Annotated in this window: 17 protein-coding genes; 2 read left to right on the top strand and 15 right to left on the bottom strand. The window is 64.9% G+C overall.

Features of this window, described 5'->3' with window-relative positions; genetic code table 11:
• The first annotated feature begins 1 nt into the window (after nt 1).
• A complete protein-coding gene (locus ACIQYU_RS12415) occupies nt 2-964 on the top strand; it encodes a D-glycerate dehydrogenase (RefSeq protein ID WP_207832637.1) in 963 nt (320 codons plus the stop codon).
• Between the two features lie 197 nt (nt 965-1,161).
• On the opposite strand, the gene ACIQYU_RS12410 is transcribed toward ACIQYU_RS12415, so the two are convergent.
• The gene (locus ACIQYU_RS12410; RefSeq protein WP_402800092.1) at nt 1,162-2,466 is read right to left on the bottom strand and encodes an MFS transporter; all 1,305 of its coding nucleotides are present in this window, start codon (nt 2,464-2,466) and stop codon (nt 1,162-1,164) included.
• A 260-nt stretch (nt 2,467-2,726) separates the two neighbouring features.
• Between ACIQYU_RS12410 and ACIQYU_RS12405 the strand changes: the two genes are divergently transcribed.
• Nucleotides 2,727-3,602 carry an AEC family transporter gene (locus tag ACIQYU_RS12405; protein WP_233687684.1) on the top strand — a complete coding sequence of 292 codons (876 nt, stop codon included), beginning with the start codon at nt 2,727-2,729 and terminating at the stop codon, nt 3,600-3,602.
• Between the two features lie 117 nt (nt 3,603-3,719).
• Here ACIQYU_RS12405 and ACIQYU_RS12400 read toward each other — a convergent pair whose 3' ends face one another.
• The 14 genes from ACIQYU_RS12400 to tssE form a co-directional block, all read right to left on the bottom strand.
• The gene (locus ACIQYU_RS12400; RefSeq protein WP_063914166.1) at nt 3,720-4,313 is read right to left on the bottom strand and encodes a hypothetical protein; all 594 of its coding nucleotides are present in this window, start codon (nt 4,311-4,313) and stop codon (nt 3,720-3,722) included.
• A gap of 192 nt (nt 4,314-4,505) precedes the next feature.
• The gene (gene uvrA, locus ACIQYU_RS12395; protein WP_233687685.1) at nt 4,506-7,022 is read right to left on the bottom strand and encodes an excinuclease ABC subunit UvrA; all 2,517 of its coding nucleotides are present in this window, start codon (nt 7,020-7,022) and stop codon (nt 4,506-4,508) included.
• Between the two features lie 170 nt (nt 7,023-7,192).
• Nucleotides 7,193-8,290, bottom strand: coding sequence for a type VI secretion system protein TssA (gene tssA, locus ACIQYU_RS12390; RefSeq protein ID WP_207832645.1), 1,098 nt, complete (start codon nt 8,288-8,290; stop codon nt 7,193-7,195).
• 94 nt (nt 8,291-8,384) lie between these two features.
• Nucleotides 8,385-8,903, bottom strand: coding sequence for a type VI secretion system tube protein Hcp (locus tag ACIQYU_RS12385; protein WP_070091480.1), 519 nt, complete (start codon nt 8,901-8,903; stop codon nt 8,385-8,387).
• A 143-nt stretch (nt 8,904-9,046) separates the two neighbouring features.
• Complete coding sequence (gene tssM, locus ACIQYU_RS12380; RefSeq protein WP_207832647.1) at nt 9,047-11,542, bottom strand: type VI secretion system membrane subunit TssM; 2,496 nt, start codon at nt 11,540-11,542, stop codon at nt 9,047-9,049.
• Nucleotides 11,539-12,447 carry a type VI secretion system-associated protein TagF gene (gene tagF, locus ACIQYU_RS12375; RefSeq protein WP_207832648.1) on the bottom strand — a complete coding sequence of 303 codons (909 nt, stop codon included), beginning with the start codon at nt 12,445-12,447 and terminating at the stop codon, nt 11,539-11,541. Before tagF ends, tssM begins: the two co-directional genes overlap by 4 nt.
• The gene (locus tag ACIQYU_RS12370) at nt 12,444-16,247 is read right to left on the bottom strand and encodes a type VI secretion protein IcmF/TssM N-terminal domain-containing protein (RefSeq protein ID WP_207832651.1); all 3,804 of its coding nucleotides are present in this window, start codon (nt 16,245-16,247) and stop codon (nt 12,444-12,446) included. Before ACIQYU_RS12370 ends, tagF begins: the two co-directional genes overlap by 4 nt.
• Nucleotides 16,248-16,277: 30 nt before the next feature.
• Complete coding sequence (gene icmH, locus ACIQYU_RS12365; RefSeq protein WP_207832653.1) at nt 16,278-16,994, bottom strand: type IVB secretion system protein IcmH/DotU; 717 nt, start codon at nt 16,992-16,994, stop codon at nt 16,278-16,280.
• A complete protein-coding gene (tssK, locus tag ACIQYU_RS12360) occupies nt 16,991-18,334 on the bottom strand; it encodes a type VI secretion system baseplate subunit TssK (protein ID WP_207832654.1) in 1,344 nt (447 codons plus the stop codon). Before tssK ends, icmH begins: the two co-directional genes overlap by 4 nt.
• A complete protein-coding gene (tssJ, locus tag ACIQYU_RS12355; protein WP_207832656.1) occupies nt 18,331-19,053 on the bottom strand; it encodes a type VI secretion system lipoprotein TssJ in 723 nt (240 codons plus the stop codon). Before tssJ ends, tssK begins: the two co-directional genes overlap by 4 nt.
• A 24-nt stretch (nt 19,054-19,077) precedes the next feature.
• Nucleotides 19,078-21,675, bottom strand: coding sequence for a type VI secretion system ATPase TssH (gene tssH, locus ACIQYU_RS12350; protein ID WP_207832658.1), 2,598 nt, complete (start codon nt 21,673-21,675; stop codon nt 19,078-19,080).
• Nucleotides 21,672-22,742, bottom strand: a complete 1,071-nt coding sequence (tssG, locus tag ACIQYU_RS12345) for a type VI secretion system baseplate subunit TssG (RefSeq protein WP_207832661.1) — start codon at nt 22,740-22,742, stop codon at nt 21,672-21,674. Before tssG ends, tssH begins: the two co-directional genes overlap by 4 nt.
• The gene (gene tssF / locus ACIQYU_RS12340) at nt 22,706-24,526 is read right to left on the bottom strand and encodes a type VI secretion system baseplate subunit TssF (RefSeq protein WP_207832663.1); all 1,821 of its coding nucleotides are present in this window, start codon (nt 24,524-24,526) and stop codon (nt 22,706-22,708) included. Before tssF ends, tssG begins: the two co-directional genes overlap by 37 nt.
• Entirely contained in the window at nt 24,526-25,008 is a 483-nt protein-coding gene (gene tssE / locus ACIQYU_RS12335; RefSeq protein ID WP_087501634.1) for a type VI secretion system baseplate subunit TssE, read from the bottom strand. Before tssE ends, tssF begins: the two co-directional genes overlap by 1 nt.
• Nucleotides 25,009-25,026 lie beyond the last annotated feature (18 nt).

Below are 25,026 nucleotides of genomic sequence, written 5' to 3'. Positions count from 1 at the left end.
AATGAAGAAGCGAATCGTCCTGTACAAACGCCTGTCCGACGACTTGATGGCACGCCTGCAAGAGCACGTCGAGGTGACCTGGGTGGATACGACCCAGCCCGATGGCCTGGCGCGTCTGCGCGACGCCTTGCCGGGTGCACACGGGCTGCTGGGGGCTAGCCTGCGCCTGGACGCCAGCCTGCTCGACCTGGCGCCACAACTTGAAGTGGTGTCCAGCGTTTCGGTCGGCGTGGACAACTACGACATCGCCGAACTCAGCCGGCGCGGCGTGATGTTGACCAACACGCCCGACGTGCTGACCGAAACCACCGCCGACACGGGCTTTGCCTTGATCCTGGCCACTGCCCGGCGGGTGGTGGAACTGGCGAGCTGGGTGCGAGAAGGTCACTGGCAGGCCAACCTTGGTCCGGCGCATTTCGGCAGCGATGTGCACGGCAAGACACTGGGCATCGTCGGCATGGGCCGCATCGGCGAGGCCCTGGCCCGGCGCGCCGCGGCTGGCTTCGGCATGCGGGTGCTGTATCACAGTCAGCGTGCCAAGCCTGATGTGGAAGCGCGCTATGGCGCGCGTCAATGCAGCCTGGATGAACTGTTGCAGCAGGCGGATTTCGTTTGCCTGACCGTGCCGCTGAGTGCCAGCACCGAAGGCCTGATCGGCGCGCGGGAACTGGCGCTGATGAAGCCAGAGGCCATCCTGGTGAACATTTCCCGCGGGCGCGTGGTGGATGAGCCGGCACTGATCGAAGCGTTGCGTGCCCGGCGCATACGCGGCGCCGGCCTGGATGTGTTCGTGCAGGAACCGTTGCCGGCGCAGTCGCCGTTGTTGCAACTCGACAACGTGGTGGCGACCCCGCATATCGGCTCGGCGACCGAGGAAACCCGCCAGGCCATGGCGCGCTGCGCAGTGGACAACCTGCTCACTGCGTTGGCCGGCGAGCGCCCGGCGAACCTGGTGAATGGCTAGCGCCAGATCCAAAAGCCGGCGCGGCCCCTGTGGGAGCGGGCATGCCCGCGAAGCAGGCGACGCGGTGGATGGCACCGGCTACGCCGGTGTTCGCGGGCGCGCCCGCTCCCACAGGGTCCCTGCTAACTCATTGAGTCATGTGCAGTTCTGTGGGAGCGGCCTTGTGTCGCGAAAGGGCTGCAAGGCAGCCCCCGAAGTCAATGCGATTCTGAACGCTGCGCCTGCGCTGGCGCTGCGCTCTCCACCGGCTCCAGCGGCGGATGCTCCTGCGCCGCATGCATCAGGTCTTCGGTCACCCGCAGCTCGGCACCGGTCGGCGAGAAGGTGGTCGAAGCGGTGAACGGGGCCGGGTGCTCTGCCGCCGGGCGCTTGCCTCGGCGCCACATGAAGAAGCACACCATGGCCAGGTTGACCACGGCAAAGGCCCAGAACAACCCGGCCTCGCCAAACTCGGTCATCATCGGCGAAATCGCCACCGGCGCCATGGCCGAACCCAGCGAGTTGATCAGCAGCAGGCCCTGGATCATCGGCACCAGCGCATCGGACGGCGCCCGGTCGGCCGCATGGCTGACCGCCACCGGGTACAGGGTGAACACACCACCGCTGAGCAGGAACAGCATGGCCGGCAGCAGGATCGAGTCCGACGGCAGGAATACCGTGACCAGCGACAGCAGCACGCACAGCGCGGCCAGGGCGATCAGCACATCCTGGCGGTCCTTGCGGTCGGACCAGCGCCCGACCGGGTACTGCAGCAGCATGGCACCCAGAATGACCCAGGCCATCATGTTGCCGACTTCACCCACATCCAGGCCAATGCGCTGCAGGTACAGCGGCAGCAGGGCATAGATCCCGGCAATGGCCACACCCGAACCGAAGCAGCCGACCAGCCCCGACGGTGCCACGCCCAGCAATTGGCGCGGCTTGAGCGGTTCGACCTGGTCCAGCAGCGGTGACACCCGCGGCAGGATCACGATGGGCAGCACCGACAGGGCGGCGAGTACGCCGGCCAGCATGAACGGTGCGGTGTCACCCATGTGGGTGATTTCGCCAAGGCCGGCCTGGGCGATTACCCCGGCGCCGTAGAAGGCGATCATGTACAGCGCCAGCAGGCGGCCGCGGATCTTGGCGTCACCGGCCAGCAGCAGCCAGCTTTCGATCACCAGGAACACGCCCACCGCCGCCCAGCCGTTGATCAGGCGCAGCACAGACCACCAGGTGACGTCGTAGAACAGGCCTTGCAGCAGGATGGTCACGCCAATCAGCGAGGCGAAACTGGTGTAGGCGCGGATATGGCCGATGCGCAGGATAAGCCGGTCGTTGAAGATGGCACCCAGGGTCAGGCCAATGAAGTAGGTCGAGGAAACGACACCGATGGTAGTGGCTGACTCACCGGCAGCGCCCAGGCGCAAGGTGGTAAGGGAAGACATGAAGCCGTTGCCCAGGGCAATGATGAACAGCCCGAGCAGGGGCGCCAGCGCCATGGCCAGCAAACGCGGAGACATATGTACCTCTAGTTGGATGAGCGGAATGAGCGCCTTTTCGGACGCGCACACCGGCTCGACCCGAACGGGGCCGAGGGGCTGCACGGAGTGCCTGGGCTGGATGCGACTATCATTGCTGCCGGTTGCCACCGTTCAAGGCGACAGGCGAAAAGGAAGCGCGATTCTACGGGCTTCAGCGGTTTTGCCCAAGAGCCCTGGGTGTGCGACGAGACGCCGCAGTCTGCGGCATAATGCTGGGCCCACCCCCAAGGAAGGCCCCTATGTTCGCGTCACTGTTCGCCGTCCTGGCCCCGGTTTTCATCGTCGCTGGCATCGGCTATGCCTGGGCCCGCAAGGGCCTGGAATACCCCACCGAATTCATCGCCCGGGTGGTGATGACCGTTGGCACCCCGTCGTTGGTGCTGTCCACGCTCAGCCGCACCGAACTGGACCCGAACGCCTTCACCAGCATGGCCATGGCCTGCCTGCTGTGCACCCTGGGCATGGCCCTGGCCGGCTTGCTGGTGTGTCGCGCTTCAGGCCGGCACTGGCGGGTGCTGTTGCCGGCGTTCATGTTCCCCAATACCGGCAACATGGGCCTGCCGATCAGCCTGTATGCCTTTGGAGAACACGGCCTGGCCCTGGCCGTGGCGTTCTTCCTGACCCTGTCGATCGTGCAGTTCACCCTCGGCATGGCCATCTCCGGTACTGCGGCTTCACTCAAGGCACTGTTGCGCAACCCCATCGTGATCAGCCTGGCCGGCGCCATGCCGATCATCTTTCTCGATTTCGAATTACCGCGCTGGCTGGCCAATACGGTAGGCCTGCTGGGCGGCATGACCATCCCGCTGATGTTGCTGACACTGGGCGTTTCGCTGGCCAGCATTCGCCTGCGCCATGTGGGCAGCGGCATGCTGCTGGGCGGTTTGCGCATTGGCCTGGGGGCTGCCGTGGGCTGGGCAGTCGGCGCCGCGTTGGGCATGGCCAGCCTGGAGCGCGCGGTGCTGGTGGTGCAGTCGGCGATGCCGGTGGCGGTGTTCAACTACCTGATGGCAGTGCGCGCCAACCGCGAACCGGAGCAGGTGGCGAACCTGGTGATGTGTTCCACGGTGCTGTCGTTTGCCTGGTTGCCGGTGGTGCTGGCCTGGTGGATGTAAGGCTGTACCGGCCCTTTCGCGGGTAAACCCGCTCCCACAGGTACAGCGCAGGTCTCAAGGCCAGTGGTGCACCTGTGGGAGCGGGCAAGCCCGCGAAAAGGCCGGTACAGCAAACGGCTATTTGTCGTGTAACCGCCAACCCTGGCTGGTCAGCACCATTTCCCGGGTGTCCTTGAGCGGCATTTCATTGCTGGCCACCGCCTTGCCCAGTTCTTCAACGCTGGCCTTCACTTCTTCATTGGCAGCCCAAGCCGGCAGCCCGGTGATCTTGTAGGCATAGGTCACACGCGACATCTTCTGCCCGGTCGCTTCGCTCGGCTCACTGAAATGCTCGATGGCCGTGACTTGTGCCTTGCCGAAGCACAGCCCGTTATCCGCCTTGTAATACTTGCGGCCTTCGTCGGTGAGGTCGTAGGCGTAGTAGATGTCCGTGCGTGCCGCTTGCCACAGGCGGGCGGGCACCTCGGTGCGCGAGATCTCCTTTTCGCTGACCACGCCTACCTGGGCCAGGGCATGCAACGCCTTGTTGGTGCCATGGAGGTCGAAGTCCTGGGTTTTGGTGGGGAATGAGCTGATGACGAAGCAGTGCGGGTATTGGGTATCGAGGTAGGCCTGGGCAGCCTTGTGGAAACTGGCCTCGCTGGTGTCCTCGCTGTTCGAGCAACCGGCCAGGGGGGCCAACAGCGCCAGCGGCAGGATCTTCCTGTACATGGTGACACTTCCTTGAGTGACAAAGGCAAACGGGTCGTGCGCGATTAGAACCTACGGACTAGAGCGGCGCAATCGTGGCAAGACGGCATCTCGGTATGTGCTGCGGTGGCCTCTTCGCGGGTAAACCCGCTCCCACAGGTTCACCACAGACCTTGCAAGCTGTGAGTACCCGCGAAGAGGACGGTGCAGGCGCTACAAGGCCTTGGTCAGAAACGCCGCAGTGCGGCTTTCAGCACATCCGGCCACCACTTGCGGCGTGCCGCTGACCACCACCTGCCCCCCGGCATCCCCGGCCCCCGGCCCGATGTCGATCACCCAGTCGCTCTGCGCCACCACCCGCATGTCATGCTCGACCACCACCACGCTGTGCCCGCCATCGACCAGGCGGTTGAGCTGCACCAGCAGCCGGTCGATGTCCTGCGGGTGCAAGCCGTTGGTAGGTTCGTCCAGTACATACAACGTCGCCCCACGGGCCATGCGTTGCAGCTCGGTGGCCAGCTTGATGCGCTGCGCCTCGCCGCCGGACAGTTCGGTGGCCGGCTGGCCCAGGCGCAGATAGCCCAGGCCGATGTCCTGCAACACTTGCAGGCAACGCCGCGCCGCTGGCTGTTCGGCGAACACCTGCAGGGCCTGGTCGACCGTAAGCTGCAGCACCTGCGCAATGTTCATGCCTTGCCAGCTCACCGCCAGGGTTTGCGGGTTGTAACGGGCGCCATGGCAGGTCGGGCAGGGCGCATAGACGCTGGGCATGAACAGCAACTCGACGCTGACGAAGCCTTCGCCTTCGCAGTTCTCACAGCGGCCCTTGGCAACGTTGAAGGAAAAACGCCCGGCATCGAAGCCTTGTGCCTTGGCCTGTTCGGTGGCGGCGAACAGCTTGCGCACGTGGTCGAACAGGCCGGTGTAGGTGGCCAGGTTGGAGCGGGGCGTGCGGCCGATCGGCTTCTGGTCGACCTGCACCAGGCGCCTGATGCTGCCAAGGCCCGCGCTTACATGCCCGCTGCTGGCCTGTTCGGGTTCATCTTCCAGGCTCTGCTCTTCGGGCTCGTTGCGCTCCTCGGCATGGCCCAGGTGCGCACCCACCAGCTCCAGCAGGGCCTGGCTGACCAGGCTCGACTTGCCCGAGCCGGAAACACCGGTCACGGCGGTGAAGCAGCCCAGCGGGAACTCGGCGCTGAGGTTGTCCAGGTTGTTGCGGCAGATGCCTTCGAGCTTCAGCCAGTCGTGGGCCTGGCGTGGCGTGCGTGTGGCCTGTGCCGCCGTATTGAACAGGTAGGCCCGGGTGCATGACTGCTCGACCTGGGCCAGGCCCTTAGGTGGCCCGCTGTAGAGGATGGTGCCGCCATGTTCGCCAGCAGCAGGCCCTACATCCACCAGCCAGTCGGCGCGCCGCATGGTGTCCAGGTCGTGTTCCACCACATACACCGAGTTGCCAGCCTGCTTCAGGCGCTGCAGCGCGTCGAACAGGGCTTCGCTGTCGGCCGGGTGCAAACCGGCAGACGGCTCGTCGAGCACGTAGATCACGCCGAACAGTTGCGAGTTCAGCTGAGTGGCCAGGCGCAGGCGCTGTAGTTCGCCAGAGGACAGGGTCGGGGTGCTGCGCTCCAGGGCCAGGTAGCCCAGGCCCAGGTCGAGCAGGGTGTCGATGCGTTCGAGCAGTTCGTTGGCGATGCGTTGCGCCGCCAGGCGCTTTTCCAGGGTCAGGTCGTCCTGCTGTTGTGCCAGGTAGTCTGCTGCCGCCACTTTGCGGAACACCTCGGCCAGCGCCTGCAGCGACAGGTGCGACAGCTCGGCGATATCCAGGCCGGCGAAGGTCACCCCCAGCGCTTCGCGCTTCAGGCGCTTGCCCTGGCACAGCGGGCAGGGGCTGGGGCGCATGAACCGGGCCACGCGCTTGCGCATCTGCGCGCTCTGCGAGTGCATGAAGGTGTGCAGGACGTAACGCCGGGCACCCATGAACGTGCCCTGGTAGCTGGGCTCCTGCTTGCGCTTGAGGGCGGCGCGGGTCTGCGCCGGGGTCAGCCCGGCATACACCGGTGCAGTGGGTGTTTCTTCGGTGAACAGGATCCAGTCGCGCTGCGCCTGTGGCAGGTCGCGCCAGGGGATATCGACGTCATAGCCTAGGGTCACCAGGATGTCGCGCAGGTTCTGCCCCTGCCAGGCCATGGGCCACGCGGCCACGGCGCGCTCGCGGATGGTCAGCGACGGGTCGGGGACCATGGTCGCTTCGCTCACTTCGTAGACCCGGCCCATGCCATGGCATTCCGGGCAGGCGCCCTGCGGCGTGTTGGGCGAGAAGTCCTCGGCATACAGCATCGCCTGGCCGGCCGGGTAGTGGCCGGCGCGGGAATAGAGCATGCGGATCGAACTGGACAGGGTGGTCACGCTGCCCACCGAGGAACGTGCACTCGGTGTGCCGCGTTGCTGCTGCAGGGCCACGGCCGGTGGCAGGCCTTCGATGGCGTCGACATCCGGCACGCCGACCTGGTCGATCAGGCGCCGGGCATAGGGCGCGACCGATTCGAAGTAACGGCGCTGGGCTTCGGCATACAGCGTCGAGAAGGCCAGCGAGGACTTGCCCGAGCCGGACACGCCGGTGAACACCACAAGTGCGTCACGGGGGATATCGACATCGATGTTCTTCAGGTTGTGCTCGCGGGCGCCACGGACGCGGATGAAGCCGGTGGGGGCGGGTGAACGTGGCGGCATCTGAGCGGTCCTTGGCGGTTGAGAGCACTCACGTTAGCAGTATTTGCGGTGGCTGTACTGGCCTCTTCGTGGGCATGCCTGCTCCCACAGGCATGCGCAGTGTCCAGGTTGTAGGCGGTCCCTGTGGGAGCGGGCGTGCCCGCGAAGAGGCCGGTGTGGCCGATACAGCATCAGGACCTTGGCTCGCGGGTACCCAGTACATCGCGAATGTTGTCCACCACGTTGCTGTCCTTGATCACATCGCTCAGCCAGCCTTCCAGCGGCATGTTGCCCCACTTGATGGCGCGTTCGATCAGGTAAGGCACCGGGCTTTGCGGTTCGCTCTGCTTGAAGAACTGGGCGATGCCCGCAAGCATGGTGAACGCCTCGTCGCGGGTCAGTGGGGTAGTGCGCATGGGCGCAGGCGCGGTGGCCTGGACGGGCGTGTTCATCGGTTCACCTGCTTCGCTGGCGGGGGCAACGGTGGCTTCGGGTTCTGCAACCGCCACGGCTGCAGGGTGCAGTTCGACGCCGCGGTCCTTGAGCAGCTTCTCCGCCAACTGGCTGGCGCGCGACAGAATGTCGGCGAGGCTGGCAAAGCTGGGCGCCTCATGGCCGAACAGGCGGTCGGCACTGGCTTGCAGGCGTTTGCAGGCCTGCAGGCTGGCACCGATCTGCAGGGCCTTGGCGCGCAGGTGTTCGGTGTCGCTAAGCGCCACCGAACGCTGGAAGATCTCGGCGTTGATCTTGCCTTCGTTCAGCGCGGCCTGCATCGCCTTGGGGTTCTGCAAGGCGAGGTTTTCTACGTGGCGTGATTCGTCATAGCGCAACACGCCAAAATTCTGCCCTTGGGTAATGGGCAAGCCACCGGCGATGTCGGTGAGCGTGGTCTTGAGCCAGGAAAGCCGGGCGGCGCGTTCGTCCAGGCCGTCTTCGAGCGTTGGATACAGGGTGTCCCAGAATGCTTCCAGGATCTGTTCGGTCAGCTGGAGGCCAAAGGTAATGCCTTCGAAATGTTCTCGCTGGGCCAGCCCTTCGCTGAGCCAGGCTACCAGCATCAAGTCTTTGCTTTGCTGCGCCAGCCCCTGGGCCGACAGGTCGATCACCTGCTCCCAGTCGGCGGTCTTCAAGTCGGTTTGCCAGTCGCCCTGGGTCAGGTAGTCAGGGTCCGCCCGGCGCGCCTCCTTGATCTGGTCGAACAAGGCAGAGAAGCTCAAGTCTTCGCCACTGCCACCCGCGATAGGTGCGGCCAGCATGGCCTGCGAGAGGTCATTGAGGATTTCAGGCATAAAACACTCTGGTCAGGCGGATGAACAGCGTGCCAGATCACCTGGCACGCTGTGGGATGTGGGCCGCCGTAGCGGCCCCCGGGCACACTGGTTATCAGGCAAACACTTTGTTCGCGGTGCGGTCCCAGCCACCGACGATGTTGCCGCCAGCCTGGCCGTCGGTGCGGTTCTGCTGGGTGTAGGTGGTCTTGATACGGGCGAAGTTGAAGCTGATTTCTTCGATCGGCAGGTCGCTCACAGCCTTGTCTTCACCACCCTGGTTGCCACCGGCGACGAAGCGCACCGAGGACACCACGACTTCTTCCATGTCGATGGTCAGGTAGGTGACCTTGTCACCACCGGCGCGGTTCACGTTCAGCTTCAGCTTGGCGATGTGCTTGCCGGTGCAGCAGTGTTCGAACAGCTTGGCCGAAGCCTTGTCGACCGCCTTGCGGATCTTGAAGTCGCTCAGGGCAACACGCTCGGACGACGCACCGCCCGAGGAGCTGGCGGTAGCCGAGGTGGCCTGGGTGGCGCCGTACTCGTAGCCCAGCACTTCGATCCAGTCCTTGTGCTTTGCATCCAGTACTTCGCCCGGGATGCCGTCGATTTGGATATACGCGTCAAATGCCATTGTGAAACTCTCCATTAACAACATTTAAAGGGTTGCTCATGCGCCCCTTGGTTTTGACCTCGCCGAATACCTCGGCAGAGGTAGCTTTCCGCCACCCGGGCCTCCTCCTGTGAGGCCTGGGTGGCCGGTTCTTGCAGCGGGCCTCAGTTGAGCCCGCGGACTTCGATTTCCACCCGGCGGTTGGGCTCCAGGCACTTGATCAGTTGCGCCCGTGGCTGCTGCAGGTCGCAGTTGACCAGCGGCTTGCGGCTGCCTTCGCCTTGGGCGACCACCAGTTCGGCGGGTACGCCCTTGCCGACCAGATAAGTGCGAATGGTCTGTGCCCGTTGTTTCGAAACTTGCAGGTTGCCTTGGCTGTCACCGAGCTGGTCGGCATGGCCGGAAATGATGATCTTGCCGATGTTGGGGGTGTTCAGCAGTTTGCTGGCGATCGCGCTCAGCTGGCTCTGGCCTTCGCTCTTCAGGCTTTGGAAGTCTGCACGGCCAAAGGCGAACAGGGTGTCGGACTCCAGCGTGATCGTCTCGATCGAACGCAGCGACTGGGCGCGCAGGCTGTCGATGTAATTGCGCGAACTGGACATCAGGAAGGCGTTGTCGAGAATACGTGGCACATCCGGTTCACGGATCTGGTCGCTATAGAAGGTGATCTGGCGGCTGGCGTACAGGTAGTCCTGGTTGCCGCCGGCCTCGCTGGCGGCGGCGGCCATGCTCTTGCCGGTGTGGCGGGCGATGGCCGGGTACCAGTAGTCCGGCAGGCGCGCCTTGAGCAACGCCGGGTCGGCGCTCTCGCGGCGGGCGGGCGAGAGCATCACGTAGGTGTCCAGGGCCGCCTTGCCGAAGTCGGCGATCGACTGCGCGCGGTTGTCATGTGGCAGTGCCTCGGCCTCGACGCTATCGACGCCGCTCACCGGTTGCAGCTCGCGGGTGTTGCGCTGGTAGACCTTGAGGGTGGTCAACAGGTACAGGGTGCGGGTCAGGTTGTCGGCCGTGGGCTTGAGCATCACGTTCTGCAGCGTGGCGAAGTAACGGCTGCGCAGCAGCGGCTCGACCTCATGGCCCTGGTACAGGCCCAGGCGCATGCCGAGCGGCACGCCTTGCTCGTGGTGTTGCTGATAGTAGTGCGCGGCCCAGAAGCGCAACCGGTCAAGGCTGCGCCAGGCAGTGTACTGGCCGCTGGCAGCCTGGTCGTCGGCCTTGGCCTGGGCCAGTTCGCCGGCAATGCTGGCCAGGGTGGCGCGGTTGTTCAGGTACGACCAGCCCCACAGGCTGCACAGCACCAACCCTGCGAGGCCTGCAGCGCCAATCCAGCCAGCCTTGCGTCGGCGCTCCCGCTGGTTGCTGGTGTACAGCGCCACCAGGTGCTGGTCGGGGATGATCACCTTGCGGAACAGGCTGTTGATGAACAGCGGTGCCGGCTGGCTGCCGGCCGTGGCAGTTCCTTCGGCGTGCTCTAGGGCGAAGCGTTCGGCCACATGCTGGCCATGGCTGCCCCACTGGGCTTCGTCAGCCTGCAGCGCGGCGGTGAAATAGAACCCGCGCAGCATTTCGGCATTCTGGTAGGGGTTGGCACGCAACAGGCTGTCGACGAACTGTTGCAGGCGCGGCTTGAGCGCGGCCAGCTCCAGCGGGAAACGGTAGGCAGCATTGTTTTGTCGGGTGACCTGAATGTCCTGCTGCACCAGTTGCTGGCTCGCCACGTGCTGCCAGTAACCGGTCAGCTCGTCCATTGCCTTGCCGAAGCGCTGGCCCCAGTCGGCCTGCTCGTAACCCTTGTGCGAGAAGGTCTTGCCCAACACTTCACCACGCGCGGCGTCGTCCAGCTGGCGATAGAACGGGGTGAAACCGGGGATCAGGTCACACTTGGTGAACACCAGGTAGATCGGCAGACGCACTTCCAGCAGCGCGCAGCTTTCCTGGATGCGTTCGCGCAGGCGCTTGGCCACGCGCTCCTGGTCCTCGGCCGAACCATGCAGGATGTCGGCAATGCTGACGCTGACGATCAAGCCGTTGAGCGGGCGGCGTTGGCGATGCTGGCGAAGCAGTTGCAGGAAGCCGCGCCACTTGCCGGCTTCTTCGGGGCTGTTCATGTAGCGCCCGGCGGTGTCCAGCAGCACCGCTTCGGAGCTGAAGAACCAGTCGCAGTTGCGTGTGCCGCCAAGGCCCGCCACCCGTGCGCCTTCGCGCTCGGCATAGGGGAAGTTCAGGCCCGACTGCAGGATCATGGTGCTCTTGCCTGCAGCCGGCTGGCCGATCACCAGGTACCAGGGCAGGGCGTAAAGCGCATCCTTGGCCGAGGTGCCGCGTGGCTTGTTGCTGTGCAGGCGCTCGATGCTCTGCAGCAGGCGCTCGCGCAGCAGGCTGACTTCTTCACGGTCTGCCGGGGTGGCGTTGAGAACCGCCTGGTCGGCGTCGTCGCGCAGCAGGCCTTCGAGGTTGTGGTGCTGGCCGGCGCCGCGGTACAGCAGCAGTACATAGCCCGCCGACAGCAGCAAAAACACACCGATGCCGGCCAGCAGGCTATGCAGCGAGGCAAAGCCCAGGGCGCAACCGATGGCCCAGACCAGGAAGATCGCCAGGAAGAACGCCACTCCCAGCAGGTAGGGTTGGTAGCGCAGGCAGTAGTACTTGATCTTGTTCATACAGGCGTCGCATCCAGCGCATCGACGAACTGGTCGATGACGTGTTCAAGAGGGCGGTCGTAATCGTGCTGCCATGGCGCCACGGCCAGCGGGCTGAGCAACTCCAGGTGCTGGCGTGCGTCGGCGCAGCCACTGAGCAGGCGGTAGGCACAGTTGGCGTGGCGCGACGGGAAGCAGTACAGCCGGGGGAGCATGAAGTCGTCGGCCAGCAGGCTCACCGCCGGCACGCCGGGGTGTCGGCTCATGCGGGCCAGCCAGGTCAGCCAGAGGTCGGCCGTGGGGTTTTTCAGGCCGCGTTCGGCCGGCAACGGCAACTCGATACCACCCTCGAAGTCGCCGTGCAGCACGGCCCGGCTTGCCTGCAGCCCTGCCAGCGCAGTGGCACTGTCGAAGCCGGGCCAGGAACCGTGCAGGGCACGGGCGATATCGCTGAAGCTGAAGTCATGTAGGAACTTGGCATGTACCCTGCGGAACAGGTCCAGGTCCTGGGGCTGTAATGGGCGCAGCGCCTTGATCCGTTCGAACAGGTTGGCGCAGTCGGCCCCTTGCACAGCCTGGTGCAGCAACGGCTTGATCTGCGTGCTGAACAGCTCGGCGAGGGTGAACGGGTTCGCCAGCGCCGCACCTTCCTCGCCCTTGAGCAGCTGGAAGATGAAAAACGGGTAGCGCCGCTGGCTGGCATCGCGCGAGCTCAACAGGCCGCCCAGCAGCCAGTTGCCATTGCGTGCGCGGTAATTGAAGAAGCACATCGGCAGTGAGTCGAACAACGCCTGCCAGTCCTCGCGGTGGCGCATCGCCGCCAGCGCGGACTGCAGCCAGGCGTCGAACTCGCAAACTTCCTCCGCCGCGCCATGCAGGCTGACGAAGTCTGCGCTCGACGGCAGCTTGCCGAAGCAACCGATCATTGGGCGCCCCTGTCGTTGAGGGCACTCAGGGCCTTGACGTCACCCAGGTCGGTCAGTTTCACCCCACCGAAGTTGCGCACTACGAGGCTCACCCGGCCATTGGCGGTATTCCAGCTGAAGCGCTGCTGAATGCCGTCCAGGTCGTCGACGCGGGCACTTTCGTTCATGCGCAGCAGGCCCCAGCGCCCCGGGAAGTCGAACACCGTGACCCGCGCGCCACTCAGGGTGACCACGTCCAGGCGGGCGCCGGGGGCGTTGCTGGTGCCCGGCCAGGCGAAGCGGTTCCAGCTGCTGCGGCCGTTGCGGTAGTGCTGCTCCTGGCCATCGAGGGTGAACACGATGTCGGTGAAGTTGGCTGAAGGCTCCAGCATGATTTCGAAGCCGTTGTCACGGTCCGACAGGCTGGCGATCACCTGGCCCACGGAGCTGGCCTTGTCGATGCTGTTGAGCATGCCGGGGTTGACCAGCGCCGGCCCCTTGCCATCGCCCACACCCAGGCCTTCACCACCGGCCAGGTTGCCGATTTCGTTGCGCTTGAAGGCAGGGAGCAAGCCGCTGTCAGGGTCGACGAAGCGCTGCAGGTCTTTCACCGACGCCTCGTTGCGGCTGCTGCCGGCAATCGGGTAACGGTGTGCCATGACCTGTTCCCAAGGCTTGGCGATCTGCTGCGCCCAGGCCTTGGCTATCTGCTGGCCAGCCGGGTCGCGCAGGGTTGCCCAGGCATACTGGATAGGCAGGCTGAACAGCCCCTGCAACGCGCGCGACAGGCTGTCCTGGCTGGTGTCGACGCTGCTTTCCACGTAGTTGCGCACGGTGGTGACTTCGCTCGGCTGGCCTTCCAGGGTCTCGCTGATCAGCTGCTTGCTGCTCTTGCCCACATCCTGCGAACGCTGGATGTTGTTCATGCGCACCTTGAGCTTGCGCAAGGCGGCCAGGTAGCGGTCCATGATGGTGCTGTCGGCGCCTTCGGCGTTGTTTTCGGCAAATACCCGCGCCACCGGCTCGAAGCGCTTGGCCAGGCTGCCGTCGTCCACCGCCGGCAGGGCCGGTGCGACGTTGGCGGGCAGGGCGTCCTTGGTGTCGAGCAGGCCGCTGACCTTGCTCCAGAAGCCGTCATCGCGGGTGCTACCGGGGGCCGGGATGGCGTGCTTGACCGGCAGGTCCCACTGGGTGTTGTCATTGACTGCCGCCAGCAGGTTCTTCACCGGCGAATTCTGCACGTCGCTGAGCAGCCCCAGCTGCTGGGTGGCCGAGGCCAGGTCGGCGAAGTGGCGCACACCCACGCTGCTGACCATCTTGTACCAGGCCTGGGTGTAGTCGCGCTTGTAGCGGGTCATGAACTCGCGCACGAAGTTGGCCTTCTGCACGATGGCATCGCCGCCTTCGCCGTCCAGCACCCAGTCCGACTCGTTGCGCAGGTTGCCCGACACCAGCTTGATCAGTTCGGGTTTGACGAAGGTGTCCCAGCCCTGGCGGGTATAGATTGCCGGCACGCCGGCGGAGCTGTACAGCAGTGCGCGGCCAGGTAGTGGGACCAGGTCGTTGAGGCTCAGCGCCGGGAACTGGCGGCTCGATTCGAGTTGCAGGCGCAGGTACTCGCGATCGACCAGCGAGCTGGAGATCATGAACGACTTGAGGTTCTGCCGGGTTTCGTTGATCAGCTGTTCGTTGCGCGGCAACGACGGCGCCTGGCCCTGTTCCAGCAGCTGCACGTACAGCGGGGCATTTTCCGCGATCACGGCTGCGTCGGCCGGGGTGCCTTCGGCGGCGGCGCTGGCCCAGGCCTGGGGCAGGCTGGCAGCGACGAAGGCCGGGTCGGGATGGCCCTGGGGCTCGGTCAGCAACAGGTACAGCTTGAGGGTGTTGTAGGCATCGATGATCGAGGCCACCTGCTGCTCGTCGAGGCGCCCGAGCATTTCTTCGGACAGTGACAGGCCACCGGTGGTGGCGGACAGCTCGGCGGCATCACTGGCGGTGGCCAGGTTGACCTTGGCGGCATAGGCGCCGGCGCGGGTGTTGCCCAGCGCGGCTTGGGCCTTGGCCGCAACGGCCGGGGCCAATGGCTTGCCATTGCGTTTTTTCGGCAGCGGCGCTGGGGTGAATTCCAACTCCTGGTTGATACCGCTGGCGAAGGTGTTGAACGCCCGCATCTGCACCTGCAGGCTGCGGGCGATCGGTTCCAGCGCCTGGCTGCGCAGTTGCGCCAGATAGGCATTGCGAGTCACCTGGTGGATTGCCTCGCCATGGTACAGGCCGCCACCCAGTTGCAGTGGCACACCCTGCAGGCGATGGGCCTCGACGTTGGCCATCTGTTCACGCAGTACTTCCAGGCCCTTGCCTGCGGCCAGTTGCTGCTCGCGGTCTTCTGCCTGCTCGATTTGCGCCAACTGCCCGCGCAGGCTGTCCAGCCATTGGCGGTTATTGGCGAACGACAGCGCCTGCCAACCGATGAACAGCAACCCGGTGGCGGCAGCAAGGCCAAGCAGCAGCGGGCTGAAAGTGGCCTGGCGGCCCAGGCGCGACTGGTACAGGGTCAGGTCGCGATCGGGGAAGATCACTTGGCGGAAGGTGTCGGTTATGAAGAAGCTGCGGTTGCCCACGGCCTTGCCGACGTTCTCGGCGTGCTCATCGTACGCGGCTTGCAGGGCGAATTCGTCGGCGATGACGTCCTCATAGACCTGCCCCAGCTGCTGTCCGGTCTGCAGCGCACTGGTGAAGTACAGGCCGCGCAGCAGCAGCGGGGCACCGCCGCGATGGCCGCGGGTGAAGTGTTCGAGGAACTGCTCGAGGACACCGCTGAGGGCGGCGAAGTACTGCGGGAAGTTCAGCAGGGTGCTGTCGGCTTCGGCACCGAGGGCGATCACCTGCGCGTCGACATGCTGGCGAATGTGGCTTTGCAGATTGCCCAGGCGGGTCTGGAGCACGGCGTGCAGGCCGTTGTTGCGGACTTCCGACAGACCGAAGGTCATGCCCAGCGGCTGCTGGCGCTCGTGCAGGTCGAGGCCGTCGAAGGCCTGGCTGAAGCCCGGCAACTGGTCGGTCTTGCTCAGCATCAGGTAGACCGGCGGGTTGGCATCGAGGCACTCGGCGTACTCTTCTACCCGCGCCACCAACTGGGCCGCTAGGGCATTGCGCTCATCGCCGTTGGCCGCCAATAGCTCGGGCAGGCTGACCACCATTACCAGGCCATTGATCGCCGCCTTGCCGCGCTGCTTGCGCAGCATGCGCAGGAAGGCCGAGAACTCACTGGCCGACTGGTCATCGCGCAGATAGCGGCCGGCGGTGTCGATCATCACCGCGTCGGGGCTGAAGTACCAGTCGCAGTGCTGGGTGCCGCTCTCGCTGTCGTTGGCCGTGGCAATGCTGGCCGACAGGCCGGAATGGGTCAGCAGCGAGGTCTTGCCGGCCGCCGACATGCCGACCACCAGGTACCAGGGCAGGTCGGACAGCGCCGCCTTGCCACCGCCACCGGCGGAGCGGTCGGTGCGCAGCATGGCGATGGCATGCTTGAGGCGCTCGCGCAGCACCTGCTGGTCACGGAACTCGCCGGTGGCATTCCACGACCGATCCACTTCGATCTGCAGCAGGTTTTCCAGGTTGTGCTCGGCGCGAATGCGCTGGTACTGGCGTAGCACGATCACCAGCAGGAAGCAGGCGCTTATGATCGCCAGCGCTTCGGGGACGTGCTGGTGCAGCCACGGCAGCAGCGGGGCGACCAACCAGCAGGTCAACAGGCTCGCCAGCCACAGCAGCAGCAGGAGAAACCAGAAGTTCTTCAAAAGGCGCAGTAATGTTTTCATGTCTTCCTGACTCGGCTACCTGAAGTGCACTCAGGCACTGAACAGCTGGCGGATTTGTTCGGAAAGGGCGGCAACGTCCTTGTCCAGCAACCAGTCCAGCGTCAGGTACACGGCGACGCAGACCAGCGCGATCAGCGCCAGGTACACCCACAGCGGCACCTCATGGCGCAGCATCTGCGACACCTGATCGGGCAGCGCCCAGTCCGGTGACAGTGCTTTGGGCGCCTTGCGGTAACGGGCAATATCCTGACCCAGGGTATTGGCCAGGTAGCGCAGCTGGTCTTTCTGGCCGAGGCTGAACTTGCCCTCGAAACCCAGGGCCAGGCACAGGTGGTAGACCTCGAGCACATCGATGTTCTGCTTGACGTCGGCGCGCAGCGCATCGACCTTCTCGAAGAAGCCTTCACCAGCCAGGTGCACGCCGAAGTAGCGGAACTGCAGTGGCTGCAGTTCGAAGTGCTGGCGCAGTTGGTTGTCGCCAGCGCGCAGCACGCTCTCGTCGAGGAAGGCGCACAGCGCGTACTGGGTGTCCTTGACCTGTTCGACGCTGTAGTCGGCGGCGCGGGCTTCACGCTCCAGGTTGGCGAAGAAACGTTCCACGCTCCCTTCGAAGGCCTGCACCGAAGTGACCTGACGGCCACGACGCACGATCAGGGCCATGCTGATGAAGTCCTGGACCAGGTCCTTGAGCGTCGGTTTGTCGTTGGCGGCCGCGACGGCGCCCTGTTGCAATACGGCTTCGGTCATTTGAGCACCGCCATCAGTTCAAGCTTGAGGTTGGTAAAGGCGCTGGGCGCGTAGAAGCAGATGGTCTGGGCATTCATCATTCGCTCGTAGACATGGCCGTGCGGCTCGATGGCGAAATACTGGTTGTCCAGGCGCACCGGGATCGCATTGGGCAGCCGTGCGGCATGGTTGAGGGTGACGCCGGGCATGGCGCTGTTGACCACCACCTCGATGTCTTCCGGCGAGCCGACCTTGAACGCCCGCGGCACCAGTTCCAGCAGGCTGGCGCCGGGCATGTCGGCGTGTACCGAGATATAGAAGTCGGCCTCGGTCAGGCGCGGGTCGCGCAGCTGGCCCTGCCAGTACGACGGTTTGTTCTGGGTGAGGTTGATGACGATGCACTGGTTGGGCACGACGTTGTCGAGCATCACCCGGATCATCTCGTCGAGCTTGACCAGCGACGCGGCCGGGTCGTGGTGGTCGTACTCGGGGATGTTGCTGAGCTGGGTGTCCAGGGTGAAGGTCAACAGGCCACCAGCCAGGTCGGCAAGGAACAGGTACAGGCGTTCCGGGTGCAGGCGCGGGTGGGCCAGCAGATGGGCCAGTTGCGGGTGTGCGCGGTTGACGGTGTTCAGCAGCCAGAACAGGGTAACGTCGCTGGAGCCGAACTCGGCGATCTGGTCGGCACGCTCGCGGCGCCGGCCGGACAGGGCCTTGCTCTTGGCCTGCAGGGCGCCGAGCAGGCGCTTGCCGATGCCGGCCAGGGTCTCGTGGCTGCCCAGGTGCAGGGTCGGGTGGACGAAATGCGGGTCGAGATTGAAACCACCCATGCTGTTGCGGGTCAGCTTGGCCAGCGGGCAGTGGCTGTAGCCGTCCAGGCTGTCACCGTCCACCAGCAGCACCACGTTCAGACGCAGGCTGGTGATTTCGTTTTCCAGCTCGCCCTCGTTGAGGTCGGGCAGGGTATCGAACTGCTTGCGGAAACGCCGCGCGGCCTTGTGTTCCTGGCCGTCCTCGACGTAGTTCAGGCCAAACGGCTCGGGCAGCTTCAAGGCGGCATAGACCTTCAGGTCGTTGGCCTTGAGCAGGTCCTTGAGATCGCGGGCAGCCGGCAGCGGGTCGTGCTGCGGTGCGTCGTACAGGCTGCCATCGGGGAACACCAGCTTCAGGCGTTTGAGCTGCAGCGAACCACTGGCCAGGGCGTCCTCATCCACCTGCAGTGCCTGCACACCCCAATGGAACGGGGTAGTGCGCAGGGTCGCCTCGGCCAGCTGGTGCTGGTGGAACTCATCCTGGTACTGGAAGTGCTGGGGCAGCAGGAACATGCCTTCCGACCACATCACCCGGCTCTGCTTGCTCATTTGACGCTATCCACTAAAGAGTTGAAGGTTGAATCCATGGCGTTCTGCGCCGATTTGCCGGCGGCATCGCTGGCCTTGTCGAGCACGGCGTCCTGCACCTTGTCGGTGAGCGTCGGTGCGTTGTCCCCGGCCTTCTGCGCGGCTGCCAGCTGGTCGGCGGTCGGCGGTTTGTTCAGTACGTCCACGCCACGCATGGCGCTGATTTCGGTGTTGTCCACCAGCACCCGCAGGCCGTCGGAGGAGAACCAGATACCGTCCTTGCGCAGCGAGTTGGCGTCGAAGGCGACTTTCCAGCGCGCGTCCTGTTCGTCACGGAAGAACGCTGCCACGCCGACGTAGCGCGCGCTCTTGGCCAGCGGCCACTGGTCGATCTGGCCGATGCCCGGCAGCAGGGTGATTTCGCGGGCTTCCACCAGGGTGTTGCCCAAGGCCTTTTCCGGGGTGTCCCACAGGGTCTCGGCATCGGTCGCGGCGAAGCGTTCGAGGTCGGTCAGCTGGTACACGCGCATCACCACCGACAGCGGCTTGCCCTCGGCATCGGGGTTGAGCTGGTTGCCGCCGTCGGAGGTCAGGATGACCTTTTCGCTGTCGGCCAGCATGTCGGCCGCCCAGCTGTCTTCCATGCGCTTGCCGATACGGTCGGTGACCCCGCAGCCGGCCAGCGCCACTAACAGGGCAGCTGCGGTCAGGCGTTTGAGGGTGGTGTGCTTGTGTTGCATGACGGCAAAACCTCCGGGTACTGGTCAGGCCAGGCGATAGGCGAAATCGCCATCGCTGCCCAGCTCGATCGCAAGGCGCTCGATCGGCGCGTCCTGGGCCATGCGCTCGAGCACGCGCTGGGCGAGTTCGGGCATCAGGGTCTGGGACAGGATGTTGTCGATGTTGCGCGCACCGCTGTCGACCTCGGTGCAGCGCGCAGCGATGGCCTTGACCAGCGCCTCGTCGTAGCTGAGCTCGGCCTGGTGGTTGCGGGCGAAGCGCTTGGCGATGCGTTGGAGCTTGAGGGCGACGATGCGCTCGAGGATCTGGTCCTGCACCGGGTAGAACGGCACGATGCTCAGGCGGCCGAGGAAGGCCGGCTTGAACACATGGTTGAGCTGGTCACGCAGGTCTTCGACGATCGCTTCGGGCGTCGGCAGCCCGGTGGCGTTCAGGCAGGTCTGCATGATGCGCTCGGTACCGGTATTGGAGGTGAGGATGATCACCGTGTTGCGGAAATTGATCTCGCGGCCTTCGCCATCGTCCAGCACGCCCTTGTCGAACACCTGGAAGAACAGTTCGAGCACGTCGGGGTGGGCTTTTTCCACCTCGTCGAGCAACACCACGCTGTATGGCTTGCGGCGCACCGCCTCGGTCAGCACGCCGCCTTCGCCATAGCCGACATAGCCGGGTGGCGAGCCCTTGAGGCTCGACACGGTGTGGGCTTCCTGGTACTCGGACATGTTGATGGTGATCAGGTTGCGTTCACCGCCGTACAGGGTATCGGCCAGGGCCAGGGCGGTTTCGGTCTTGCCGACGCCGCTGGGGCCAAGCAGCAGGAACACGCCGATCGGTTTGTTCGGGTCTTCCATGCGCGCCCGGGAAATCTTGATGCGCTTGCCGATTTCGTGCAGGGCGTGGTCCTGGCCCAGCACGCGTTCACCAAGCAGGGCCGGCAGGCGCTGCACGGTGTCGATCTCGTCCCGCAGCATCTTGCCCAGCGGGATGCCGGTCCAGCCGCTGATGACCTGGGCGATGGCGCCGCCGTCGACCAGGGCGTGGACCAGTGGCTGGTCGCCCTGCACGCGTGCCAGCTCGGCACGCAGCGCCTTGAGCTGGCCGGCATCGGCGTCGCTGGCGACGTCCAGCGCCTTGAGCTGTTCGACCAGTTCCAGTTCCCGCTGCCACTGCGTGTTCAGCTGGTGCTCCTGCTGCTGTTCGGCCTGCAGCGCGGCCTGCAGCTCACCCAGGCGGCGGGCGTGGTCGTGGCCCTTGCCGGCTTCGTGGCCGAGCACGGCGATTTCGGCATGCAGGTTGTCGATCTGGCGGCGGCAGTCTTCCAGGGCGCCAGGCTGCGACGATTGCGCCAGGGCAATGCGCGCGCAGGCGGTGTCGAGCACGCTGACCGCCTTGTCCGGCAGCTGGCGGCCGGTAATGTAGCGGTTGGACAGGCGCACGGCCTGCACCAGCGCTTCGTCCATCACCGCTACCTTGTGGTGCTCGCGCATCTTGCCGAGCAGGCCGCGCAGCATGTGGATGGCCTTGTCTTCGTCGGGTTCTTCCACCTTGACCACCTGGAAGCGGCGGGCGAGGGCGGCATCTTTCTCGAAGTACTTCTTGTATTCGGCCCAGGTAGTGGCGGCGATGGTGCGCAGCTCGCCACGGGCCAAGGCCGGCTTGAGCAGGTTGGCGGCATCGTTCTGCCCGGCCTGGCCACCGGAACCGATCAAGGTGTGGGCTTCGTCGATGAACAGGATGATCGGGTGCAGGCTGCGTTTTACCTCTTCGATCACTGCCTTGAGACGGTTCTCGAACTCGCCCTTGACCCCGGCACCGGCCTGCAGCAGGCCCAGGTCGAGGGTGTGCAGGGCTACATCCTTGAGCACCGCCGGTACGTCACCCTGGGCGATGCGCAGGGCCAGGCCTTCGACCACGGCGGTTTTGCCGACCCCGGCTTCGCCGGTAAGGATCGGGTTGTTCTGCCGGCGGCGGGTAAGGATATCGACCATCTGCCGTACTTCGAACTCGCGGCCCAGTACCGGGTCGATGCGGCCTTCGCGGGCGCTCTGGGTGAGGTTGACCGTGTACTGGTCCAGCGCCGGGGTCTTGCCGCCGGCCTTGCTCGTACTGTTCACTGGCGCTGCAGGGCTGGCCAGCGGGCTGGCCTGCCTGGACTCGGCGCTGCCTTCCACCAGCGCGGTAAGGTTCAGGCGCAGGTCATCGGCGTTGATTTTCTCCAGCTCCGGCGCCGAGGCGATCACCACGCGACGCAGTTCGGCATCATCGAGCAGGGCCTGCAGCAGGTGAGCGCTGCGCACCTGGCCGACGCCGTATTCGATCGATGCCAGCAACCAGGCTTGTTCGATCATGCGGGTGATGTGCGGCGACAGCGCCGGGGTGCGGGTATTACCTTTCTTGAAGGTGCCCAGGGCTGTGACCAGTTGCGCCTGCAGGCGTTCGGCGACTACCTCGTAGTGGCGCAGGATCGGCGCCAGGTCGCTGTCGCTGTTGTCGAGCAACTGCAGCAGCAGGTGCTCCACCTCCACGTCGTAATGGTGCTCCGACAGGCACAGGGCCGCCGCGCTTTCCGTGGCCGTGCGGCTGGTTTCGTTGAGCTTGGCGAACAGAGACTTCAGGTTCACAAGGCGACCCCATCGTAAGGAATGTGGAAGACGGCGCAACGCGAAGGCTCCGCGTCACGACCAGGGCGTTTGAGCCAGCCCAGCCAGCCCAGGGCGACATTGCCGCTGCGGCCCAGCTGGGCGCGTGGCACCGCCTCGCGCTTGAGGCGCGGGGCAATTTCGAAATCCAGTTCGGCGCCTATATAGAAGCGCACCAGTTCGACCAGCTTGCGGTAGCACGCGGTGCCCGGCTGGAAGCGCTGGTAATCGGCCAGGCCGAGCGGGCCCAGCTCGATGCGGATGCACGACTGGTAGTCCCACACCCGGTTGCCGGCTACGGCGCTGTGGCCGAGCTGGGCATTGCGGCGGCCGAGCTGGGTGCATTGTTCGGGCTGCAGGTGCAGCCAGCGCCCGGCGAACTGGCGGACCTTGATCGGCAGCGAGAAATAGAAGCCGAGCATGCGTTCGAGGTTCAGCGCATTGCGCGGCTTCTGGCTGAGCAGGCCGGCAAAATAGCTGAACAGCTCGCGGCGCAGCGCCATCGGTTGCTGCTCGAACTTGAGTTGCTGCGCGCGCGGGCCGAGGCCGACCAGGTTGAGCAGGTAGCCATCGAAGCCCGAAGTGCCATTGCGCTCGTGCTCGATATGGAATTTGTACTTCTGCCAGGCCTCGTAGAACAGCGTGGTCATGCGGTGCGAGAAGATGTCGAGAAACGCATGGGCGGCATCGTCGCGATACTGCACGTGGCGTTCCAGCAGCAGCTCTGTGTACGGGCGCGGCAGCACGCCCGACGGCCCGACCAGGCCCATGAAGGTGACCTGCACTTCCGACAGCGGCAGGCCGGCCGGCGACACCTTGCCTTCGCGCTCGAAGTGCAGGTCGCTGACCTCGCTGGCCGGGAACGCCAGCGACAGCTGGGTACGAAAACGCAGCGGGTCTTCGTGCGGCCGGGTTGCCAGGTCCATGCGCCCGGTGCGGCTGTAGTGCAGGCGGAGCAGGCGCACCAATTGAAAGAATTCGAATCGGTGCGGCTCGGCTCGGGCCTGATCGATCAGACCAGGGGCTGATCGCCGGTACGTGCTGGCCATTGGACGACTCTCTTTTCTCGTTGTTGGGTGCGCAGGGTCAGTTGGGTGAAGCTGTTCATCGAGCAGTACTGGCCGAAGAAGTGGTCCAGCACCATGCCGAACAGGAACACGCCGCTGCCGGTGAACTGGCTTTCGTCCAGGGTCAGGGTGATGCCGACGCCACGCACGAAGTTCGGCCGTGGGTGGCCGATGCGTGCGACCACCGGCTCGCTGCTGATCGCCTTGATGCCGTTGATCTGTTTGCGAATGGCGGAAACATTGCGGTAGTTGTACAGCGACAACAGCTCCAGCAGTACTTCGCGGCCCTGGCTGACCAGCGACATATGGTTCAGCGACAGGTGGGCAATCAACCGCCAGATCAGGCCCTTGCCCAGGGGCACACGCACCGTGGCGGTGGGCTTGCGCAGGCAGCGGATATCCTTGATCACCGAGTTGGCGGGAATGTTGAAGTCACCACGTTCGCCGCCGAACGGCAGCATCAGCGGTACATCGCGGTTGCTGCAGGTAAGGCCGATGCTGAGGGTGTCGCTGCTGGCGTCGATCAGCTCCAGGTCGCGGTCGACCACGCGGATGCTCATGGCAGTGGCGTCGCCCTGGTTGCGCCGGCGCGCCACCCAGAAGCTGCTGTGCGGGTCCTGCTCGCCACGGGGTTCGAAAAACGGGTGGCAGGTGGCGACCTGGTCGATGCCGCCGAGTTTGCGCACCCGCCGTACGCGGTCGATCGAGATCACTTCGGCAGCGTTGTGCAGCCGTGTATCGGGAGTGACCGGGTATTCGTGCTGGGTGTGGGTCAGCTTGATCGGCTCGGCTTGCTGGCGGAACAGGTTGATGATTGGTGTGCAGTTGAGCTTGAAGTTGTTGCGCCCGATGTTCTGGGTCAGCCGCGCCAGGCGCTCGCTGAGGTCGTAGTCGGAGAAATAGAAGTTGATCTCGACCTGCTCGATGGCCTTGCCCTGCAGGATGCGGGCAAAGCCGCTCAGGTCGAAGAACATGAACTTGTCGGGGAAGGTGAAGTACTCGTGCAGCAGGCGGTAGCCCAGGAACGAGCGCTCGGAGTAGTCCACCAGGCCTTCGTCACGGGCGTAGCCCACGGCTTTTAGGGCATTGGTCGGCAAGGCCACTTCGCGGCTGCGGCCCTGGTCCTGGAAACTCAGGGTGGCCTTGGCCAGGTTGTTGAACAGCAGCTCGTACAGCTGCAGCATCAGGGTCGCTTCGCCGTCGAGGAAGAACCGCAGGCGGTCCAGTTCCATCTGCCCGAACAGGGCATCGCCGGTGGCTGCCAGGCGGATGCGCAGGCGTGCGACCAGGTCGGCGCTGTGACCGTTGAATGCCGAACGCTCCAGTTCGGCGAACGAAGCCTGCTGCACGGCAATAGGCCACAGCTCTACCGGGTAGCAGGTGCGGAACTTGCACACCACACCTTCCACGGCATTGGCATGCATCTCGGTATGGCGTGCCACCCGGTAGGCTTCGGTGACTTTCTCGTGCTTGCCCAGGCTCAGCTCGGCAATCGACATCGACGGGGTAGGGCGCAGGTAGTGCGGGTACAGTACCTCGAGGAAGGATTCGACGATTTCCGGAAACTCGTCATCGAGCTTCTTGTGCACCCGCGCAGACAGGAACGAGAACGCTTCGATCAGGCGCTCGGTGTGCGGGTCTTCGCAGTTGTCGCCTTCGATCAACAGCCGCGAAGCGATTTTCGGGTACTGCGCAGCAAACTCCTGGCCGAGGAAGCGCAGGTGCGACAGTTCCTTTTCGTAGTAGGGCAGCAGTTCGTCGAGCATCAGTTGAGGTTCTGCACTTTGTATTCCTGGGTGTTGACCTGCAGCACGGCGTCGAATGACACCTGGCGGCTGATGTCCTGCAGACGCAACACGGCGTCCACGCGGAAGGTCAACATGCGGTGGCCGTTCTGCTGGGCCAGCAGCTGTACGCGGACACGGCGAAAGCGCCGGTCCCCTGTGCTGATCGCCCGCTCCAGTTGCTGCTGGATCAGGTGGCGATCATGCGGGTCGAGCACGCTGCGGCTGATGAAGTCGGGCATGCCGTATTCGAGGATGGAGCCACCGAGCTGGCTGAAGCCCTCCAGCTCTTCGGCGACCAGGCACTGGCGGGTGTTCACCAGTACCTCGAGGTCACGGACGATGCTGGCCTTGTACTCGCTCAGCGAGCAGGTGCGTTGCGCGGCTGGCTCGGCCGACTGGTACGGACGGTCGTCCAGCAGTCGGTCGAGCAGCGAGGGCAGCAGGCGGGCCTGGTTACTCATGTGTCATCCCTGTACACA

It is taken from the genome of Pseudomonas sp. NPDC096925, from assembly GCF_044762545.1.
Lineage (GTDB): Bacteria > Pseudomonadota > Gammaproteobacteria > Pseudomonadales > Pseudomonadaceae > Aquipseudomonas.
Note: the sequence above shows the minus strand (reverse complement) of the source record. Positions and strands in the feature narration are given on the sequence as shown.

Bases quoted from the DNA above. Each gene is read 5' to 3' on its own strand.
- tssJ (WP_207832656.1), bottom strand. From the start codon at position 19,053: ATGCAACACAAGCACACCACCCTCAAACGCCTGACCGCAGCTGCCCTG.
- tssF (WP_207832663.1), bottom strand. From the start codon at position 24,526: ATGCTCGACGAACTGCTGCCCTACTACGAAAAGGAACTGTCGCACCTG.
- tssE (WP_087501634.1), bottom strand. From the start codon at position 25,008: ATGAGTAACCAGGCCCGCCTGCTGCCCTCGCTGCTCGACCGACTGCTG.
- ACIQYU_RS12370 (WP_207832651.1), bottom strand. From the start codon at position 16,247: ATGAAAACATTACTGCGCCTTTTGAAGAACTTCTGGTTTCTCCTGCTG.
- ACIQYU_RS12405 (WP_233687684.1), top strand. From the start codon at position 2,727: ATGTTCGCGTCACTGTTCGCCGTCCTGGCCCCGGTTTTCATCGTCGCT.
- tssK (WP_207832654.1), bottom strand. From the start codon at position 18,334: ATGAGCAAGCAGAGCCGGGTGATGTGGTCGGAAGGCATGTTCCTGCTG.
- uvrA (WP_233687685.1), bottom strand. From the start codon at position 7,022: ATGCCGCCACGTTCACCCGCCCCCACCGGCTTCATCCGCGTCCGTGGC.
- tssM (WP_207832647.1), bottom strand. From the start codon at position 11,542: ATGAACAAGATCAAGTACTACTGCCTGCGCTACCAACCCTACCTGCTG.
- ACIQYU_RS12385 (WP_070091480.1), bottom strand. From the start codon at position 8,903: ATGGCATTTGACGCGTATATCCAAATCGACGGCATCCCGGGCGAAGTA.
- ACIQYU_RS12415 (WP_207832637.1), top strand. From the start codon at position 2: ATGAAGAAGCGAATCGTCCTGTACAAACGCCTGTCCGACGACTTGATG.
- ACIQYU_RS12410 (WP_402800092.1), bottom strand. From the start codon at position 2,466: ATGTCTCCGCGTTTGCTGGCCATGGCGCTGGCGCCCCTGCTCGGGCTG.
- tssG (WP_207832661.1), bottom strand. From the start codon at position 22,742: ATGGCCAGCACGTACCGGCGATCAGCCCCTGGTCTGATCGATCAGGCC.
- tssA (WP_207832645.1), bottom strand. From the start codon at position 8,290: ATGCCTGAAATCCTCAATGACCTCTCGCAGGCCATGCTGGCCGCACCT.
- ACIQYU_RS12400 (WP_063914166.1), bottom strand. From the start codon at position 4,313: ATGTACAGGAAGATCCTGCCGCTGGCGCTGTTGGCCCCCCTGGCCGGT.
- icmH (WP_207832653.1), bottom strand. From the start codon at position 16,994: ATGACCGAAGCCGTATTGCAACAGGGCGCCGTCGCGGCCGCCAACGAC.
- tagF (WP_207832648.1), bottom strand. From the start codon at position 12,447: ATGATCGGTTGCTTCGGCAAGCTGCCGTCGAGCGCAGACTTCGTCAGC.